We start from the raw sequence: 17,371 nt of genomic DNA, 5'->3' as shown, positions 1-17,371 counted from the left end.
CCTGGAGGCATAAGTGAAGTTCTCCGTCATCTTCGAGGCACAGCTGGCCGACCCGACCGTGGAGCGCGAGCACCAGGTCATCCGTGACTGCGTGGAGCAGGCGGTGCTCGCCGAACAGATGGGATTCGACCGGATCTGGGCCGTCGAGCACCACTCCCTGAAGTGGTACGCCCACATGTCCGCCCCGGAAATCTTTCTGAGCTTCGTCGCGGCCCGGACGAACACCATACGCATCGGGCACGGAGTCGTGTGCATGCCCTTCGCCTTCAACCATCCCGTCCGGGTCGCCGAGCGGGCCGCGATGCTCGACCTGCTGTCCGGCGGGCGGGTCGACCTCGGGGCCGGGCGGGGCGGCACCGTGCAGGAGACCTCGCTCTGCGGGGTGGACAAGGACCGCACCACGGCGGAGGTCGAGGAGGCGCTGCGGATCATCGGGAAGGCCTGGCAGGAGGACGAGCTGGAGTACCACGGGGAGCTCATCGACATCGATCCGCACCCGATCCTGCCGCGGCCGAGCCAGCGGCCGCACCCGCCGCTGTTCCTCGCGTGCAGCCGGGCCGAGACCCTGGTGCAGGCCGCGGAACTGGGTGTTGGGGCGCTGGTGATGGGATTCGCCGGGCCGGAGTCCATCGCGGGGATGCGCTCCGTCTACGACGCCGCGATCGCCGGCCGGGACGGCGGCCGCTTCGTCTCCACGGCCGTCAACGACCACTTCTCGGTGCTCTGCCCGACGATCGTGCTCGACGACCCCGAGGAGGCGCGGCGGATCGGGATCCGGGGGCAGCGGTTCTTCGCGCAGTCCATCGGTCACTGGTACGGCGGGGCGGGGGTGCCGGACGAGGCGGTGGTCGCGGGCGCCGACGAGGGGGCGGAGATGCGCAGGGCGGCCGAGCAGGTGGTGGCCCGGCTGCACGAGCAGGACATCCCCGTGCGGCCCACCGCCACGGCCACCTTCAACGCGGACCACGCCTACGGGAGCGCGGACGAGGCGATCGCGTACGTGGAGCGGCTGCGGGAGGCGGGGGCCGACGAGATCATGTGCCTGATCCAGATGGGCACCGTGCCGCAGGAGGCCTGTCTGGAGACCTTGCGGCAGTGGGGCGAGAAGGTCATCCCGTACTTCACGAACCAGCGGGCGTAGGGGCCGGCGCCGTGACGGATGTGACTTCTGCGGCTGCTGCGGCCGACGGGGGTGCTGGGGCTACTCGGGCCGATGGGGCTGACCGCGTCGATGGGGCTGACCGGGTCGGCGGGGCCGACCACAGGGCCGAGGGGGCTGACCGGGTCGGCGGGGCCGACCATAGGGCCGATGGGGCCGACCGGGTCGGCGGGGGAGGCATGGTCGACGGGGGAGACGCCGGTGGGGGAGCCCAGGGCGACCGGCTCGACCCCGCCGCCCGTCCCTACGCCGACGCGCTGGCCTCCCTCTTCCCCGACCTCGGCGGCCGCGTCACCGACGCCGACGAGGCCCGCCGGATCCTCGCCGCCGTGCCCCGGACGGCCCGGGCGGCCGTCGTGGGCGCCGTGGAGGACCGGGAGGTCCCCGGGCCGGCCGGGGCGCCGCCCGTCCCCGTACGCGCCTACTACCCCGACCCGGAGCGGTGGCCGGGGCCCCGGCCGACCGTGGTGTTCTGCCACGGCGGCGGCTGGGTCCTGGGTGACCTCGACAGCTACGACGCCACCGCGCGGGCGCTCTGCCGGGCCTCCGGCGCCGTCCTGGTCTCCGTGGACTACCGCCGGGCGCCCGAGGCCCGCTTCCCCGCCGCCGTCCACGACGCGTACGCCGCCCTGTGCTGGGCCGGTGCGCACCTCGACGAGCTCGGCGGGGATCCGGCCGCCCTGGTCGTGGCGGGCGACAGCGCGGGCGGGAACCTCGCCGCCGCCTCGCTGCTGCTGGCCCGGGACGACCGTGCGTACGAGGGGCCGGCCGTCGCGCTCCAGGTGCTGATCTACCCCTGCCTGGACGCCGCCCGGGACACCGGGTCCTACCGGAGCAACGCCGAGGGCTACTTCCTGACCGCGGCGCACCTGCGCTGGTTCTGGGAGCAGTACCTGGGCCCCGACGGCGACGGCGGCGATCCGCTGGCCTCCCCGCTCGCCGCGGACCCGAGGGGGCTGCCACCCGCGTACGTGGTGGTCGCCGGCTGCGATCCGCTGCGGGACGAGGGGGAGGCGTACCACCGCCGGCTGCTCGGCGCCGGGGTCCGTTCGGCCCTCGACTTCCACCCCGGGATGTTCCACGGGTTCCTCGCGCTGGCCGAAGTGCTCCCCGAAGCCCGTCAGGCCTTGGCGCGACTGGGCGGAGTCATCGATTCCACGCATGAGAACGGGAAGACTTCCGGTGAAACCGGGGGTGCCGCAGGATAATTTCCCGGATCTCCTCTTGAGTGGAAGAGCCTCACGCGCTTACGCTGTGCCGACGTGAGGTTCTCCTGTGGAGGAAGTGACATGACGGAAACTCTTGTGCCGGGTATCGGCGGTGCCGTGATAACCGCCGGTGTACGGGTGGTGGACCACCCGGCGTGGCCCGAGCTCAAGGCCGCCGTGGAGGAGATCCGGCCCTGGCAGTCGGCCGACGGGTCCATCGACTTCGAGGTCGAGGGGCACCACGCCCGCATCGCCGCCCCGGCCGCGGTCGAGCGCGTGATCGCGGGCATCGAGGCGCTGTCGCCGCTGCTGCCGCACGGGGCCGCGTACCACGAAGCCCTCATCGGCGACCTGCGCAAGTGGGCCGACGGCGGCTTCGGCGTGCCGGACTTCCTCGACTCCCTGCTGGCCTTCGCACCGGCCGCCGAGCGCGCCGACGGGCTCCAGCACCTCGTGGTCTTCCCGATGTACACGCAGAACGGCAACCCGGACCGCAACCTCGAAGCCGTCGTGCTGAAGATGGTGTGGCCCGAGTGGCTCTCCGAGCTGGAGCGCACGCGGTACGACAACCCGCTCTTCCTCGGCATCACCTTCGAGGACTTCACCCCGGGCTACGACACGCACTCGGCCGTGCTCTTCCCGGAGACCATCGCGGTGCGCGAGGCCCCCGAGCGCTTCACCTGGGGCGGCATCTTCTGCGACCGCGAGGCCGCCCGCTACCGCAAGGTCACCGAGGCCGCCGTGGACATCCTGGGCATCGAGCTGCCCGAGGACATCGCCCGGATGGTCGAGGACCAGGAGCGCTGCGAGAAGGCCTTCGTCCTGTGGGACATGGTCCACGACCGCACCCACAGCCACGGCGACCTGCCGTTCGACCCCTTCATGATCAAGCAGCGCCAGCCGTTCTGGATGTACGGCCTGGAAGAGCTGCGCTGCGACCTCACCGCCTTCAAGGAGGCCGTGAAGCTGGAGTCCGAGGGCAACGAGCACGGCCGCGACGTGCAGTACGCCGTCCTGTTCGACCGGATGTTCCGCTTCCCGGTGTCCGGCGACCGCAACCGGAACTACGACGGCCTCGGCGGCCAGCTCCTCTTCGCGTACCTCCACAAGCACGACGTCGTACGCTGGACGGACAACAAGCTGAAGATCGACTGGATGCGCGCCCCGCAGGTCACCAACCAGCTGTGCGCCGAGATCGAGGACCTCTACCGGGCCGGCATCGACCGCCCGAAGCTCGTCCACTGGTTCAAGGCGTACGACCTGGTCGCCGAGTACCTCGCCCCCCACCCGGGCTCCAAGTGGGCCAAGGGCCCCGACGCCCTGGACCTCACGCAGCCGCCGCGCAAACTCGTCGACGACGTGCTTCCGGACGAGTTTCCGCTGAGCATGTTCTATGAGGCCCTGGCCAAGAAGCTCAAGGGCGTGATCGCCTCGACCAAGGGCATCACGGCAGGGAACGCCGCGGAACGCGAGACCGCCGCGCGGGTCGCCGCGTGAGCGCTCGCCCACAGGAGGCTGCACAGATGAACGGCTCCGTTAACGGGAACGGGAAGCTCCAAGGAGCGGTAGTGGCAGTGGCGGGGGCCGGCGGGCCCGCCGGCCGTGCCACCCTGCTCCGCCTCGCCGAGGCGGGAGCCGTGGTCGTCGCATCCGACGCCGACGCGGCCCGCCTCGCCGAAGCGGTGGACGCCGCGCGCTACGCCCACGGCGGCGCCACCATCACCGGTGACACCGTCGACCTGCTCGACCTGGACGCCACCAAGGCCTGGGCCGAGCAGACCGAGAAGGAATTCGGCCGCATCGACGGCCTGGTCCACCTCGTCGGCGGCTGGCGCGGAAGCAAGACCTTCACCGACGTCGACCTCGCGGACTGGGCCTTCCTGGAGAAGCTCCTCATCCGCACCGTCCAGCACACCTCGCTCGCCTTCCACGACGGGCTGCTGCGCAGCGACCGCGGGCGCTACGTCCTGGTCAGCCAGTCTGGTGCGCACAAGCCGGTCGCCAACAACGCCGCGTACAACGCGGGCAAGGCGGCGGCCGAGGCCTGGACGCTCGCGATGGCGGATTCCTTCCGCAAGGCGGGTGGCGAGGACGGTCCGGGCGCCGCGGCTGCGATCCTGGTGATCAAGGCATTGGTGCACGACGCGATGCGCGCCGAGCGTCCCACTGCGAAGTTCGCGGGCTTCACTGACGTCAAGGAGCTGGCCGAGGCCATCGCCGGCGTCTGGGAGCGGCCCGCCACCGATGTGAACGGACAGCGCCTGTGGCTCACCCCCCAACCGTGAAGACCGGTGCCGTGAAGACCGCGATACGCAAGTCCGCGGCGAAGACCGATGCCCGCCGGCACCACGACCCGGCGGTACGCGGCTTCGCGAGCGACAACTACGCCGGGATTCACCCGGAGATCCTGGCGGCCATCGCGCTGGCCAACGGGGGCCACCAGGTCTCCTACGGCGACGACGAGTACACCGAACACCTGCAGTCGGTGTTCCGCGGCCACTTCGGCCCGCACGCCGAGGCCTACCCGGTCTTCAACGGCACCGGCGCGAACGTGACGGCCCTGCAGGCACTCACCGACCGCTGGGGCGCGGTGATCTGCGCCGAGTCGGCGCACATCAACGTCGACGAGGGCGGTGCGCCCGAGCGGATGGCGGGCCTCAAGCTGCTCACCGTCCCCACGCCGGACGGCAAGCTCACCCCCGAGCTCATCGACCGGCAGGCCTGGGGCTGGGAGGACGAGCACCGGGCGATGCCGCAGGTCGTCTCGATCACCCAGAACACCGAGCTCGGCACGGTCTACACCGTGGACGAGGTCCGCGCCATCTGCGAGCACGCGCACGCCAAGGGGATGAAGGTCCACCTCGACGGCGCCCGGATAGCCAACGCCGCGGCATCCCTCGACGTGCCGATGCGCAGCTTCACGAACGCGGTCGGCGTGGACGTGCTGTCCTACGGCGGCACCAAGAACGGGATGATGGCCGGCGAGGCCGTCGTCGTGCTGAACCCGGACTCCGTCCGGCAGATGAAGCACCTGCGCAAGATGTCGATGCAGCTCGCCTCCAAGATGCGCTTCGTGTCGGTGCAGCTCGAAGCGCTCCTCGCGAAGGACCTGTGGCTGCGCAACGCCCGCCATGCCAACGCGATGGCGCAGCGGCTGGCGGCCGGGGTGCGCGAGACCGACGGGGTGGAGATCCTCTACCCGGTGCAGGCGAACGCGGTGTTCGCGCGGCTCCCGCACGAGGTCTCGCGGCGGCTGCAGGAGCGCTACCGCTTCTACTTCTGGGACGAGATCGCGGGCGACGTCCGGTGGATGTGCAGCTACGACACCCAGGAGGAGGACGTGGACGGCTTCCTCCAGGCCCTCAAGGAAGAGCTGGCCCGCTAGCTGTATTGCCCGTCCTCGAAGGCGGCGTCGATGGCGGCGTGGAACCCGACGCCATAAATCTATAGGCATGCAGAGCGATGCATGAGTATGCTCCTGGATCATGGAATTGATCCAGGAGCATACTGACCTTGACGCCTATCTGGCCGCCGATGAGGTGGTCGATCACGGCCATCCGCTGGTCGAAGAGACGGCCGACGCCCTGTGGACCGCCACGGGCGATGCATATTCATACGCCAAAGCGGCCTTCGAGTTCGTCCGTGACACCATCCCGCACTCCGCCGACTCCGGCGACGACCGCGTCTCGTGGCGCGCCTCCGACGTCCTCGATACGCGCAACGGGATCTGCTACGCCAAGGCCCACGCGCTGACCGCGCTGCTGCGCGCCCGGGGCATCCCGGCCGGCCTCTGCTACCAGCTCCTGGGCGACGACGACGGAGCCGACCTCGTCATCCACGGCCTCGTCGCGCTGCGCCTGCCCGGCAGCGAGGAATGGTCCCGGGTGGACCCCCGGGGCAACAAGCCGGGGGTGGACGCCCAGTTCACCCTGGACCGCGAACAACTCGCCTTCCCCGTCCGCCCGGAGCTCGGTGAGATCGACTACCCCGGGCTGTACGCGGCTGCGCATCCGGCCACGCTCAAGGTGCTCCAGGAGTCCGCGGACCGGCCGCAGTTGTGGCGGAACCTGCCGACGGGCCTTTAGCCGACGGGCCTGTCGTCGACGGCTCTGTCGTCGACGGCTTTGTCGTCGACGGGCCGGTGTCCGCGTCCGGGACCGCGTCCGGGGCCGTGTCCCGTGCGGGGCCGCGTGCCGCCACCGCGGTGTGCAGCAGGGCCGCGGCCAGTTGCAGGGCGGCGATCGCGAGCACCAGGATCCAGGGCGGCGCATCGGCCGCGAGTCCCACGAGCGCGGCGCCCGTCGACGCGGCCGTCACCTTCAGCCCGGCGCCGAGGGTGAACACCTGGGTCCGCGCCCGTGCGGGCGCGTACTCCGAGCGGATGCGCAAGGTGGCCGTCAGCAGCGGGCCGTCGCACACCCCGGCGGCCGCGAACGCCACCGCCGTGAGGGGGAGGGACGGGGTGAAGGCCGCCGCCGTCAGTGCCAGGCCGGTCGCCGCCATCGCCCAGCGGGCCAGCCGGCCCGGCGGCACGGACGTGATGCGGCCCAGCGTCAGGGAACCCGTCAGGGCGCCCAGGGCGAAGGCGGTCATGAGCACCCCGCCGCCGCGCGGGCTGCCCAGCGTGGTGGCCAGGAGTACCGCGGTGGTGGTGAGCGCCCCGATGCCCACGAAGGCCAGGGTCGTGGCCGAGGTGACGGCCCGCAGCTCCCGGATCCGCCACAGGGCGGCCAGTCCCGCACCCAGCCCGGCGCGGGGCGCGCCGTGGGCGGGTCCCGGGTCCGGGTCCGCGTAGGACAGGGTCGCCGCCAGAACCGCCGCCAGCGCGCCGGAAGCCGCGAGCAGGGCCATCGCCGGCCCGGCCGAGCCGAAGGCCGCGACCAGGCTGACGGCCGCCGGAGCGGTGACCGCGGCGGCGTTGTAGGTCGACGCGTCCCAGCCGTACGCCCGGTCGCGCGCGGGACCGTCCGGAACCAGCCCCGCCACCAGGCTCGACAGCCCGCCCGTCACCATCGGCCCGCAGGAGCCGCCGAGCACCGCCACCGCGAGGACCACCGGGGTCGGCGCCCTCCCGAGCAGGAGCGCCAGTGCCGCCACGGCCGTGGTGAATCCGGCCAGGGCCCCCACCTGGAAAAGGCGGGGCCGGCGCGACCTGGCCGCGGCGGCGCCCGCGAGCGGAGCCGCGAGCACGTGCGGGGCCAGCCAGGCGGTCAGCACGAACGCGCCGTGGGCGGCGCTCCCGGTGCGCTGGAGGGCGAGCAGCACGATGGCCATGCTCATTCCCTCGGAGGCGAAGCGCGCCGCCAGTGCGGCGGCCAAGTACCGTCCGAGCCCCGGCATCCCGGCCCCTTTCGCCGGGTGACGTGGCAGAGGGGTGCGAGGTTACGCCATACGGGTGTAGGGCGAAAGGATCGCTGGGCGCTTCGCCACGATGCTGCGCGAGGTCTAAAGGACCGGTTTCCGCCACGCGCTGGGCTTCCACGCCACGTACGAACTCGGTGAGGCCGTGCCCTCCTGGCTGTGCGGCGGGACCCTGACCAAGGGCCTGGGCCCGGCCACCGAGGTCGGCTACAACGCCCTCCACACACGGCTCGGCGTCACGATGGAGAACACCCGCAGGCTCACCGAGGGCCGCCGCCCGGCGGGAACCGAGAACCACTTCGAGGCGTGGGAGACGCTGACCCACGCCGAGAACCCGAACTGACCCGCTCCCGACGCAGGACCGCGGCCCCGCCCGATGGGCCGGGGCCGCGGACGTGCGAGGGGCTCGGCAGTCCTCAGCCGGCTTCCTTGACCTGCGCCGGGGTCGGCGCGGTGCCGCCGAGGTGGGCGGGCAGCCACCAGGAGTCCTCGGCGCCCTTGGGCTTGGCCGGGTAGGCGCTCTGGGCGGCGTCCAGCAGCTCCTGCACCCGCTCGCGGAGCCGGCGGGTGATCGCCCCGGCGTACTGGTCGGTGGGCGCCTCCAGCGGCTCGCCCACCCGCATCGTCACGGGGATGTGGCTGCGCTTGAGGTCCTTGGGGCGGCCCTTGGTCCACATGCGCTGCGTTCCCCACAGCGCCACCGGGATGAGCGGGACGCCGGCTTCCTGGGCCATGCGCGCCGCACCGGACTTGAAGCTCTTGAGCGTGAAGGACTGGGAGATCGTCGCTTCCGGGAACACGCCGATGATCTCGCCGGAGCGCAGCGAGTCGAGCGCGTGCTGGTAGGCCGTCTCGCCCTGGGCGCGGTCCACCGGGATGTGCTTCATCGCGCGCATCAGCGGACCGGACATCTTGTGCCGGAACACCGACTCCTTCGCCATGAAGCGGACGAGCCGCTTCTGCGGGCGCGCGGTCAGCCCGGCGAAGATGAAGTCGAGGTAGCCGATGTGGTTCGACACGAGAACGGCCCCGCCCTTCTGCGGAATGTTCTCGGTGCCCTTCATGTCGATGCGGACGTCGAGCGCACGGAAGAGGGTGTGCGCGGCACCGATAACCGGGGGGTAGACGAGCTCAGCCATGGTGGGGAGACCCCGCTTTCTGCCTGGAGGTGCTCCCGGCCGGAAGTTACGGCAGCGTAGGTACGCGGCCATGGGGATCGTGCCCCATACGGGAGCCGCAGGCCAGCCCAGAGGCCCGCGCCCGGCGAGATTCTCGTCACGCCGGGAATGCCGCCCGCCCGCGGGGCGCTCCGATCAGCGTATGACCGTACCGGGATGATGGGCGGGTGCCCGTACGGGCCGGGCGGCGGCGGACACGGTGGAGACGGGGGCGCGGGTGCGTGCGGGCGAGCGGGACGAGGGTGCGGGCGAAGGCCGGCTGGGCCGGGCCGAACTGGGCGCCGAGCCGGGGGAGCGGGCCACGCTCGTGCAGTTCTCCAGCGCCTTCTGCCAGCCTTGCCGGGCAACCCGGCGGATCCTGGACGAGGTCGCGGCCATGGTCGCGGGCGTCCGGCACATCGAGATCGACGCGGAGAAGAACCTGGACCTCGTACGGGCGCTGGGCATCGAGAAGACCCCGACGGTACTGGTGCTGGACGCGGCGGGCCGGATCGTGCGCCGGGCCGCCGGAATGCCGCGCAGGGCGGACGTGATCGCCGCCCTGGGGGCCGCCGTATGACGCGGGCGCGGTCCGCGGCAGGCGCGGGCGCAGGGCGCCCGGAGCGTCCGGTGAGCCGGTACACACGTCCGCACGCAGCGTGACGCGCCCTACATCTGACCGTTCGGGCTTGACTGTGTACACGAGAGATCGCCAGGCTTGCGATATGCGGTATGAACTCCTGCTTTACGGACGGGGCACCTCCTGATGACGGCTCCGACGGCTCCGACGGCTCCGTCACCACGGGCCGGCGCCGGCCTGCCCGGCTCGCCCGCGCTGTTGCGCTCGGTGTTCCGCCGGCACGCCGCGGGCGTCGCCGTGATCACCGCCGAGAGCGGCGGCCGGCCGGTGGGTTTCACCGCGACCTCCCTCAACTCCGTCTCGGCGGACCCCCCGCTCCTGTCGTTCACCATCGGCACCGGGTCCTCCAGCTGGCCCGGGGTACGGGACTCCGAGCACCTCGGGGTCCACATACTCGGCGAGCACCAGGGTGAGCTGGCGGGCCTGTTCGCCCGCAACGGGGCCGACCGCTTCGGGCCGGCCACCGACTGGGCGCCCGGCCCGCACGGGGTTCCGGTCCTGGGCAGCGTGCTGGCCTGGCTGGTGTGCCGGATCGTGGCGCGGGTTCCGGCCGGCGAGCACCGGGTGATCATCGCGGAGGCGGTCGCCGGGGATCCGGCGGGGGACCCGGTGGGAGATCCGGGCGGCGAGGCCCGCCCGCTGCTGTACCACCAGGGGCGCTTCAACGCGTTGAGGGACTGAATCGTCCCTGCTGGGGCCGGTCCGCCGGCGTTGGCCAGATCACAGCTCGCCGACCTTGCAACCTGGCGGAACCCGCTGTGTACTGACGAGTAACATTCCTGAACGGGGCGCGGGCCGCCCCGGCGGGAACGGCCCGAGATGGCGCCTATGCTGCCTGAACAAGGCGGTACCAGAAATGTCGATGCGGTAGGAGAGCCGGCGTGAGCCTGAGGATCGTTGTCTGTGTGAAGTACGTGCCCGACGCCACTGGCGACCGGCAGTTCACCGAAGACCTGACCGTCAACCGTGACGACGTCGACGGCCTGCTGTCGGAGCTCGACGAGTACGCCGTCGAGCAGGCGCTGCAGATCGCCGACGAGGCCGACGACGCGGAGATCACCGTCCTGACGGTGGGCCCCGAGGACGCGAAGGACGCGCTGCGCAAGGCGCTGTCGATGGGTGCCGACAAGGCCATCCACGTCGAGGACGACGACCTGCACGGCAGTGACGTCATGGCCACCTCGCTGGTGCTCGCCAAGGCGATCGAGAAGGCCGGTTACGACCTGGTCATCACCGGCATGGCGTCGACCGACGGCACCATGGGTGTCCTCCCGGCGATCCTGGCCGAGCGCCTGGGCGTCCCGCAGGTCACCCTGCTCTCCGAGGTCAAGGTCGAGGACGGTGTCGTCACCGGCCGTCGCGACGGCGACTCCGCTAGCGAGCAGCTGGAGGCCTCCCTCCCGGCGCTCGTCTCGGTGACGGACCAGTCGGGCGAGGCCCGCTACCCGTCCTTCAAGGGCATCATGGCCGCCAAGAAGAAGCCGGTGGAGTCCTGGGACCTGGAGGAGCTGGAGATCGAGTCCGACGAGGTCGGTCTCGAAGGCTCCTGGACCGCGGTCGACTCCGCGACCCAGCGTCCGGCCCGCACCGCCGGCACGATCGTCAAGGACGAGGGCGAGGGCGGCAAGTCGCTGGCCGCCTTCCTTGCGGAGCAGAAGTTCATCTAAGAGCTTCGGCCCCTTCTCAAACGCCCCCTGACTACTTCGCATTCGCAGGAGCATCCCCAATGGCTGAAGTCCTCGTCTACGTCGACCACGTCGACGGCGCCGTCCGCAAGCCCACCCTCGAACTGCTGACGCTGGCCCGCCGCATCGGCGAGCCCGTCGCCGTCGCCCTCGGCGCCGGTGCCGAGGCCACCGCCGCCGTGCTCGCCGAGCACGGTGCCGTCAAGGTCCTCACCGCCGACGCCCCGGAGTTCTCCGACTACCTCGTCGTACCGAAGGTGGACGCGCTCCAGGCCGCGTACGACGCCGTGTCCGCCGCGGGCTCCCTGGCCGCCGTGCTCGTCCCGTCCTCCGCCGAGGGCAAGGAGATCGCCGCCCGCCTGGCGGTCCGCATCGGCTCCGGCATCATCACCGACGCCACCGACCTGGAGGCGGGTGACGAGGGTCCGGTCGCGACGCAGGCCGCGTTCGCCGCGTCCTTCAGCGTCAAGGCCCGCGTCTCCAAGGGCACCCCGGTCATCACCGTGAAGCCGAACTCGGCCCCGGTCGAGGCCGCCCCGGCCGCCGGCACCGTCGAGGCGCTCGCCGTCACCTTCGGCGCCCTGGCCACCGGCACCAAGGTCACCTCCCGCACCCCGCGCGAGTCGACCGGCCGCCCCGAGCTGACCGAGGCCGCGATCGTGGTCTCCGGCGGCCGTGGCGTCAACGGCGCCGAGAACTTCCACATCATCGAGGCGCTCGCGGACTCCCTCGGTGCGGCCGTCGGCGCCTCGCGCGCCGCCGTGGACGCCGGCTGGTACCCGCACTCCAACCAGGTCGGCCAGACCGGCAAGTCGGTCTCCCCGCAGCTGTACATCGCCTCCGGCATCTCGGGCGCGATCCAGCACCGGGCCGGCATGCAGACGTCCAAGACGATCGTCGCGATCAACAAGGACGCCGAGGCCCCGATCTTCGACCTCGTCGACTACGGCGTGGTCGGCGACCTCTTCGCGGTCGTCCCCCAGCTGACCGACGAGATCAAGGCGCGCAAGGGCTAAAACCCTGCCGCAGGCGCTGACCTGCGGGTAAGTGGTCTCCGGGGCCGTGTGGTGTTTCTCACCGCACGGCCCCGAGTCGTTTGTCCAGGACGGCGGAGGGACCATTGACTGAGCGGAACCCCGTGACTAAATTCTGTAATGCGGATCTAAGATTCCGTGAAGCGGAAAAGAGGAGAGTGCACGATGGGTCAGCAGGAGAAGGTGGCGACGAGCCTCGCAGGCGCGGTCAGCGAGGGCATCAGCGCTTCCCTCAAGCCGGTGGACGCGGAACTCGCGCGCCACTACCCGGGTGACCCCGGCACCCGTCAGCCCATCCACACGGTCTACGTGCCCGGTGACGTCTTCGCGGCGGACACCATCCGCAGCTGGGGCGACCAGGCCCTCGCGGCCCTGGACGAGCACGCCCCGGATGGCGCCACCTTCGCCAAGGTACTCGGGATCTCCGACGAGCTGGCGGGACCGGTCTACGACCGCGTCCGCGCCAAACTCGCCTCCGAGCCCATCGAGGACCTCCGCGTCGACTTCGAGGACGGCTTCGGCGTCCGCTCCGACGAGGAGGAGGACCAGGCCGCGGCCCGCGCCGCCCGCCTCGTCGCCGAAGCCTTCTCCAACGGCACGAACGCCCCGTACATGGGCATCCGGATGAAGTGCATGGAGTCCAACGTCCGCGACCGCGGCATCCGGACCACCGACATCTTCCTCTCCGGCCTGCTCGCGCACGGCGGCCTGCCCGAGGGCCTGGTCCTGACCCTGCCCAAGGTCACCTACCCCGAGCAGGTCACGGCCTTCGTGCAGCTGCTGGAAGCCTTCGAGACCGCCCGCGGCCTGCGCCCGGGCCGGATCGGCTTCGAGATCCAGATCGAGACCAGCCAGTCCATCCTGGCCTCCGACGGCACCGCCGCGGTCGCCCGGATGATCGAGGCCTCCAAGGGCCGCGCCACCGGCCTGCACTACGGCACCTTCGACTACAGCGCCTGCGTCGGCGTCTCCGCCGCGTACCAGTCGAGCGACCACCCCGCCGCCGACCACGCCAAGGCGATCATGCAGGTCGCGGCCGCCGGCACCGGCGTACGCGTCTCCGACGGCTCGACCAACGTCCTGCCGATCGGCACCACCGAGCACGTCCACGAGGCCTGGAAGCTGCACTACGGCCTCACCCGCCGCGCCCTGGCCCGTGCCTACTACCAGGGCTGGGACATGCACCCGGCGCACCTGCCGACCCGCTACGCGGCGGTCTTCGTCTTCTACCGCGAGGGCCTGGAGACGGCCGCCGCGCGCCTGAAGGCGTACGTCGCCAAGATCGAGGGCGACGTCATGGACGAGCCCGCCACCGCGAAGGCGCTGGCCGGCTACCTGGTCCGCGGCCTGGACTGCGGCGCCGTCGGCGCCGACGAGGTCACCGCCCTGACCGGCCTGACCCGCGCGGAGCTCGACGCCTTCGCCATCCCGCGCCGCTCGGCGACGATGACGGCCACCGCCTGAGGCGCGTAGCCCCTCGTACGAGGCCCGGCCGGTCTGCCCCCGGCCGGGCCTTTCGGCGTCCCCGGACCGCTCAGGAGGCGGGCGGGATCTCGCCCGAGCCGCGGGGGATCAAGCGGGTGGGGAGCTCGATGCGGGCCGGGGGGAGGTCGGCGCCCGCCAGGCGCTGGAAGAGGCGGTCGGTGGCCACACGGCCCAGGGCCGCGGCGTCCTGGGCGATCACCGTGATCCCGGGGTTCAGCAGGTCGGCGAGTTCGAAGTCGTCGAAGCCGACCAGGGCCACCGGGCGGGGCAGGGACGCGAGGACGCGTACGACCGTGACCGTCACGCGGTTGTTCCCGGCGAAGAGGGCCGTGACCGGCTCCGGTCCGGACAGCATCGACCGGGCGGCGGCCGAGACGCGCTCCGGGGCCGTCGCGCCGAGGGAGACCCAGGAGCCGTCGACCGGCAGGCCGGCGTCCTCCATGGCCGCGCGGTAGCCCCGCAGCCGCTCGGTCGCCGTGTGGATGTGCGGGTGGTCGCCGATGAAGCCGATCCGGCGGTGGCCGCCCGCGATCAGGTGGGCCACCCCGTCCCGGGCCCCGCCGAAGCTGTCGGACAGGACGACGTCCGCTTCGATCCGGCCGGCCGGGCGGTCCACGAACACCGTGGCCACCCCCGCCCTGATCTCCGGCTCCAGGTAGCGGTGGTCGTTCCCGGCCGGGATCACCACGAGCCCGTCCACCCGGCGGGCGCACAGCGCGAGCGCCAACTCCCGCTCGCGCTCCGGGTCCTCGTCGCTGGAGCCGTTGATGAGCAGGGCGCCGTGGGCCCGGGCCACCTCTTCCACGGCCCGGTTGAGCGGTCCGTAGAAGGGGTCGGAGAGGTCCTCCAGGACCAGGCCGACGGTGGCGGTGCGGCCCTTGCGCAGGACGCGCGCGCTGTCGTTGCGGCGGAAACCGAGCGCGTCGATGGCCTCCTGGACCCGCTTCTCGGTGTCCGGGGTGACCCCCGGCTCGCCGTTGACCACGCGTGACACCGTTTTGAGGCCCACGCCGGCCCGGGCCGCCACGTCCTTCATGGTCGGCCGGTTTCCGTAGCGGGGCTCGGGCGGGCGGCGGGTGTGGGGCACGGTGTCGGACCTCCGGAGGGGCGGGCGCTGTGGCGGTGCGGGCCCGATGCTGCGCAGAGGCCCCTGACCTTGAGGATAAGCACTCGGCGGGGCGCCGGGGTTTCCGTGGCAGGGTGGTGCGGGCAAGCCACTGGGGGCATCGGGAGAGGGGTAGACGTGATTGTCTGGATCAACGGCACCTTCGACATAAGGCCAGGTCGGCGCCCTGCCTGCTTCTATTCGCTCCGAAACCCAGTCTCACCTAGCCTCACTTAGCCTTAGCTAGCCCTGATTGGGAAGATCTTTCTCCCATCCGTCTCCCATGGGGGACGGATGGGAGACGGCTGCGATGGAGCTTCAGATCCGGGACCGTTTGGTCAACCAGGGGCGCCGTGAGCTATCGCCGCCGAGGGGACTTGGGCCCGCCGGGCTGCATCCAGGGGGCCGCCCGTGCCGAGGCGGGCGCCGACCGCTCGGCGCTCGTCGATGTGCGGGCCGAACTGGTCGCGGTGAGGGCGGGATGCCGGCGCGCGGCTGTGGCACTCGGGGTACCGATTCCGATCGCGCTCGCCATCTAGACACGGCCGTGCCCACGGACCAGGGAATTGGAATGGGGTGTTGAAGTGGGCGCGAGTAGAACGGTCCTGTCGGCATGAACCCCCTCCTTGTAAGCGCTGCCGAGCGCACGGCTGGTGTTGAGAGCGGGAGTCGCCGTCGACCGGTTCGCTCGCGGGTACGCAACGGCAGCCCGTCCTGCGCCGACTACGGGTGCACCCGAGAGGTGTGCAAGGCCGCGGCGAGACGAGACCGCGCTCGGCGCACCAGCGAACTGCGGGCCGGCCGCCGTGCCCGCATCCCCGCCTCACAAGCCGCCGCGCACGCCCGGGCGCTGCGGGAGGTCGGCGGCCGGTCGGCCGGGGACATCGCGGCGCTCTCCGGGATCTCGGTCACCCTTGTACGGCGGCTCCTGCGCGAGCCCGAGGGCGGACCGGACATCCACCGCACAACCGCGCACGCGATCCTGGGCGTCGCCCTGGCCGGAGCGGGCACCCGACACCGCCACCGTCTCCCCGGACTGGTCGGGACGGAGAAGGCCATCCGCGCGTCTGCAGAGCATTTCGGCGCGCGGATGGCCCACGAGTTTTCTGGCCCAGCACCTGGCAACGAGCACGCAGACCGTCGCCGCGGTCCGCGGCCGCAAACGGCGCCACCTCACGCTCGCACTCGACCAGCGCATCCACACCCTGTACTCGCGGCTGGCCGGAAGCGACCCCGCCGAGTACGGCATAGCCCCGCATCGCAGCCGCCGAGCCACCTCCTCGGCCCACCACCGGGCACAGCACCACTGACCGCGCCCCCTGCCGGGTCGGCGAGCTAATCAAGTGCACTCACCGGCCGGCGCCCTGAGGCAGGGGCGTCAGAAGACCGTCTCGAAGTACACGGCGACACCGCTTCGGCGCCGCAAGGCGCTGGTACGCGGCGTCGGACATCTTCACCTACGACCGCGCCCGGCCCGAGGAACCAGATCGCCCGCCAATGCGTCCCTCGCCGCCGCCATAACCTTCCTCGTCAAGCCCAACGCATCGTTCATCACCGATCAGTCGTTGACCATAGATGGCGGCTGGATGCCCCACTGACCCACCACGACCACACGGGAGAAGCCATGAAGGAGCGCATCCGCGCCATCCGGCTCACCGCCGTCGGCACCATGCTCGTCATCAACCGCGTCCGCCCCGGCATCCCCCCGTACCAGGTCCTCGTCGGCGGCGGAGTCGAGCCCGAGGACGCCGACCTGGCAGCCGGGCTGCTCAGGGAGGTCCGCGAGGAGATCGCTGGCGGAGCCGTCAACCTGCACCCGTTCTGCCAGCTGGAGAACGGCAAGAGCGAGACCGAGCACTTCTACCTCGCCCAGATCCTCGCCTGGAACTTCGACGACCGCACCGGCCCGGAGTTCACAAGCGACGACCGCGGCAAGTACCTGCTCGAGGAGGTCCCGCTCACTGTTGAAGCCGTCGAGGCGCTGAACCTGATGCCTCCCCAGGTCAGGGACGCGCTGCTTGACGCGATTCGCGGGGGAAGCCTCACCGGCCCCCATGGCGTGGCCAGCCAACCAGCCGCCGCCCGACCGATCCCACGACGGCGCCCTGTGACCGCGGCGCCTAGACAGTCATGGGGATGAGCGCGGTCCGGTCGGTGTTGGGGATCCACCGGCGGTCCCGAGGGCCGTTGAACACCTCGCGAGGCAGCGGGACGGCCTCAGTGCTGAGCGTCTCGAAGATCTCCGGGAAGAGATCGTCCCCTTCCGGCGCGCCTTGGCTCGCCTCGGCGAGTGCGGCCACCATTGCCTGGGCGTCTTCACCGAACCGCGCCCGGTTCTCGTCGAACCAGGAAGAGGCCCACTCTGCCGCGTGATCCTCACGGCGTACGACAGCTACGGCGCTGACGTACGGGTGGTCGCTGCGCAGGCTGCCGTTGCGGCCCGCGACGCCGCGGAAGTCGCCTAGTACTCCAGCAGTACTTTGTGGCTTGACCTGGGGAAACGTCGAGCGGTGGGAGTGTAGCGGGCAGGTTGCCGT

The 17,371-nt window shown here is 71.6% G+C and carries 16 protein-coding genes and 1 pseudogene; 13 read left to right on the top strand and 4 right to left on the bottom strand.

Annotated elements, in window-relative coordinates; all coding sequences use genetic code 11:
- Window positions 1-13: 13 nt before the first annotated feature.
- The 6 genes from MTF69_RS41595 to MTF69_RS41570 all read left to right on the top strand — a co-directional run bounded on the left by MTF69_RS41595 (window position 14) and on the right by MTF69_RS41570 (window position 6,452).
- A complete protein-coding gene (locus tag MTF69_RS41595; protein ID WP_243342025.1) occupies window positions 14-1,141 on the top strand; it encodes an LLM class flavin-dependent oxidoreductase in 1,128 nt (375 codons plus the stop codon).
- A gap of 197 nt (window positions 1,142-1,338) precedes the next feature.
- Complete coding sequence (locus MTF69_RS41590; protein WP_243342024.1) at window positions 1,339-2,367, top strand: alpha/beta hydrolase; 1,029 nt, start codon at window positions 1,339-1,341, stop codon at window positions 2,365-2,367.
- Window positions 2,368-2,448: 81 nt separating this feature from the next.
- The gene (locus MTF69_RS41585) at window positions 2,449-3,864 is read left to right on the top strand and encodes a DUF6421 family protein (RefSeq protein WP_243342023.1); all 1,416 of its coding nucleotides are present in this window, start codon (window positions 2,449-2,451) and stop codon (window positions 3,862-3,864) included.
- Window positions 3,865-3,890: 26 nt separating this feature from the next.
- Window positions 3,891-4,652, top strand: coding sequence for an SDR family oxidoreductase (locus MTF69_RS41580; RefSeq protein WP_243342022.1), 762 nt, complete (start codon window positions 3,891-3,893; stop codon window positions 4,650-4,652).
- Entirely contained in the window at window positions 4,649-5,752 is a 1,104-nt protein-coding gene (locus MTF69_RS41575) for a low specificity L-threonine aldolase (protein WP_243342021.1), read from the top strand. Before MTF69_RS41580 ends, MTF69_RS41575 begins: the two co-directional genes overlap by 4 nt.
- Window positions 5,753-5,852: 100 nt before the next feature.
- Window positions 5,853-6,452, top strand: a complete 600-nt coding sequence (locus MTF69_RS41570; protein WP_243342020.1) for a transglutaminase family protein — start codon at window positions 5,853-5,855, stop codon at window positions 6,450-6,452.
- On the opposite strand, the gene MTF69_RS41565 is transcribed toward MTF69_RS41570, so the two are convergent.
- Complete coding sequence (locus MTF69_RS41565; protein ID WP_243342019.1) at window positions 6,388-7,707, bottom strand: MFS transporter; 1,320 nt, start codon at window positions 7,705-7,707, stop codon at window positions 6,388-6,390. The genes MTF69_RS41570 and MTF69_RS41565 overlap by 65 nt on opposite strands.
- A gap of 121 nt (window positions 7,708-7,828) precedes the next feature.
- On the opposite strand from MTF69_RS41565, the pseudogene MTF69_RS41560 reads away from it, so the two are divergent.
- Window positions 7,829-8,071 (top strand): annotated as a pseudogene (locus tag MTF69_RS41560) (hypothetical protein); the annotation flags it as partial.
- A 73-nt stretch (window positions 8,072-8,144) separates the two neighbouring features.
- On the opposite strand, the gene MTF69_RS41555 reads toward MTF69_RS41560, so the two are convergent.
- Window positions 8,145-8,867 (bottom strand): 1-acyl-sn-glycerol-3-phosphate acyltransferase, encoded by a 723-nt coding sequence (locus MTF69_RS41555; protein WP_243342018.1) that lies wholly within the window; start codon window positions 8,865-8,867, stop codon window positions 8,145-8,147.
- A 238-nt stretch (window positions 8,868-9,105) separates the two neighbouring features.
- On the opposite strand from MTF69_RS41555, the gene MTF69_RS41550 reads away from it, so the two are divergent.
- From MTF69_RS41550 to MTF69_RS41530, 5 genes are all read left to right on the top strand, one after another.
- A complete protein-coding gene (locus tag MTF69_RS41550; protein ID WP_243342017.1) occupies window positions 9,106-9,465 on the top strand; it encodes a thioredoxin family protein in 360 nt (119 codons plus the stop codon).
- A gap of 186 nt (window positions 9,466-9,651) precedes the next feature.
- Window positions 9,652-10,206, top strand: a complete 555-nt coding sequence (locus MTF69_RS41545) for a flavin reductase family protein (RefSeq protein WP_243342016.1) — start codon at window positions 9,652-9,654, stop codon at window positions 10,204-10,206.
- Between the two features lie 200 nt (window positions 10,207-10,406).
- The gene (locus MTF69_RS41540; protein ID WP_243342015.1) at window positions 10,407-11,192 is read left to right on the top strand and encodes an electron transfer flavoprotein subunit beta/FixA family protein; all 786 of its coding nucleotides are present in this window, start codon (window positions 10,407-10,409) and stop codon (window positions 11,190-11,192) included.
- Between the two features lie 59 nt (window positions 11,193-11,251).
- Entirely contained in the window at window positions 11,252-12,226 is a 975-nt protein-coding gene (locus MTF69_RS41535; RefSeq protein WP_243342014.1) for an electron transfer flavoprotein subunit alpha/FixB family protein, read from the top strand.
- 183 nt (window positions 12,227-12,409) lie between these two features.
- A complete protein-coding gene (locus tag MTF69_RS41530; RefSeq protein ID WP_243342013.1) occupies window positions 12,410-13,708 on the top strand; it encodes an aldolase/citrate lyase family protein in 1,299 nt (432 codons plus the stop codon).
- Window positions 13,709-13,778: 70 nt separating this feature from the next.
- On the opposite strand, the gene MTF69_RS41525 is transcribed toward MTF69_RS41530, so the two are convergent.
- On the bottom strand, window positions 13,779-14,765 hold the full coding sequence (locus tag MTF69_RS41525; RefSeq protein ID WP_243342039.1) for a LacI family DNA-binding transcriptional regulator: 987 nt from the start codon (window positions 14,763-14,765) through the stop codon (window positions 13,779-13,781).
- A 1,693-nt stretch (window positions 14,766-16,458) separates the two neighbouring features.
- On the opposite strand from MTF69_RS41525, the gene MTF69_RS41520 reads away from it, so the two are divergent.
- Window positions 16,459-16,974 (top strand): NUDIX domain-containing protein, encoded by a 516-nt coding sequence (locus tag MTF69_RS41520; protein ID WP_243342012.1) that lies wholly within the window; start codon window positions 16,459-16,461, stop codon window positions 16,972-16,974.
- Here MTF69_RS41520 and MTF69_RS41515 read toward each other — a convergent pair.
- Window positions 16,955-17,371 (bottom strand): hypothetical protein (locus MTF69_RS41515; protein ID WP_243342011.1); only part of this gene is annotated, 417 nt, incomplete at its 5' end. The genes MTF69_RS41520 and MTF69_RS41515 overlap by 20 nt on opposite strands.

The sequence above is a fragment of the Streptomyces sp. AP-93 genome (assembly GCF_022808175.1).
GTDB lineage: Bacteria > Actinomycetota > Actinomycetes > Streptomycetales > Streptomycetaceae > Streptomyces.
Note: the sequence above shows the minus strand (reverse complement) of the source record. Positions and strands in the feature narration are given on the sequence as shown.

Bases quoted from the DNA above. Each gene is read 5' to 3' on its own strand.
- MTF69_RS41590 (WP_243342024.1), top strand. From the start codon at position 1,339: ATGGTCGACGGGGGAGACGCCGGTGGGGGAGCCCAGGGCGACCGGCTC.
- MTF69_RS41585 (WP_243342023.1), top strand. From the start codon at position 2,449: ATGACGGAAACTCTTGTGCCGGGTATCGGCGGTGCCGTGATAACCGCC.
- MTF69_RS41580 (WP_243342022.1), top strand. From the start codon at position 3,891: ATGAACGGCTCCGTTAACGGGAACGGGAAGCTCCAAGGAGCGGTAGTG.
- MTF69_RS41570 (WP_243342020.1), top strand. From the start codon at position 5,853: ATGGAATTGATCCAGGAGCATACTGACCTTGACGCCTATCTGGCCGCC.
- MTF69_RS41565 (WP_243342019.1), bottom strand. From the start codon at position 7,707: ATGCCGGGGCTCGGACGGTACTTGGCCGCCGCACTGGCGGCGCGCTTC.
- MTF69_RS41555 (WP_243342018.1), bottom strand. From the start codon at position 8,867: ATGGCTGAGCTCGTCTACCCCCCGGTTATCGGTGCCGCGCACACCCTC.
- MTF69_RS41545 (WP_243342016.1), top strand. From the start codon at position 9,652: ATGACGGCTCCGACGGCTCCGACGGCTCCGTCACCACGGGCCGGCGCC.
- MTF69_RS41535 (WP_243342014.1), top strand. From the start codon at position 11,252: ATGGCTGAAGTCCTCGTCTACGTCGACCACGTCGACGGCGCCGTCCGC.
- MTF69_RS41530 (WP_243342013.1), top strand. From the start codon at position 12,410: ATGGGTCAGCAGGAGAAGGTGGCGACGAGCCTCGCAGGCGCGGTCAGC.
- MTF69_RS41525 (WP_243342039.1), bottom strand. From the start codon at position 14,765: ATGAAGGACGTGGCGGCCCGGGCCGGCGTGGGCCTCAAAACGGTGTCA.
- MTF69_RS41520 (WP_243342012.1), top strand. From the start codon at position 16,459: ATGAAGGAGCGCATCCGCGCCATCCGGCTCACCGCCGTCGGCACCATG.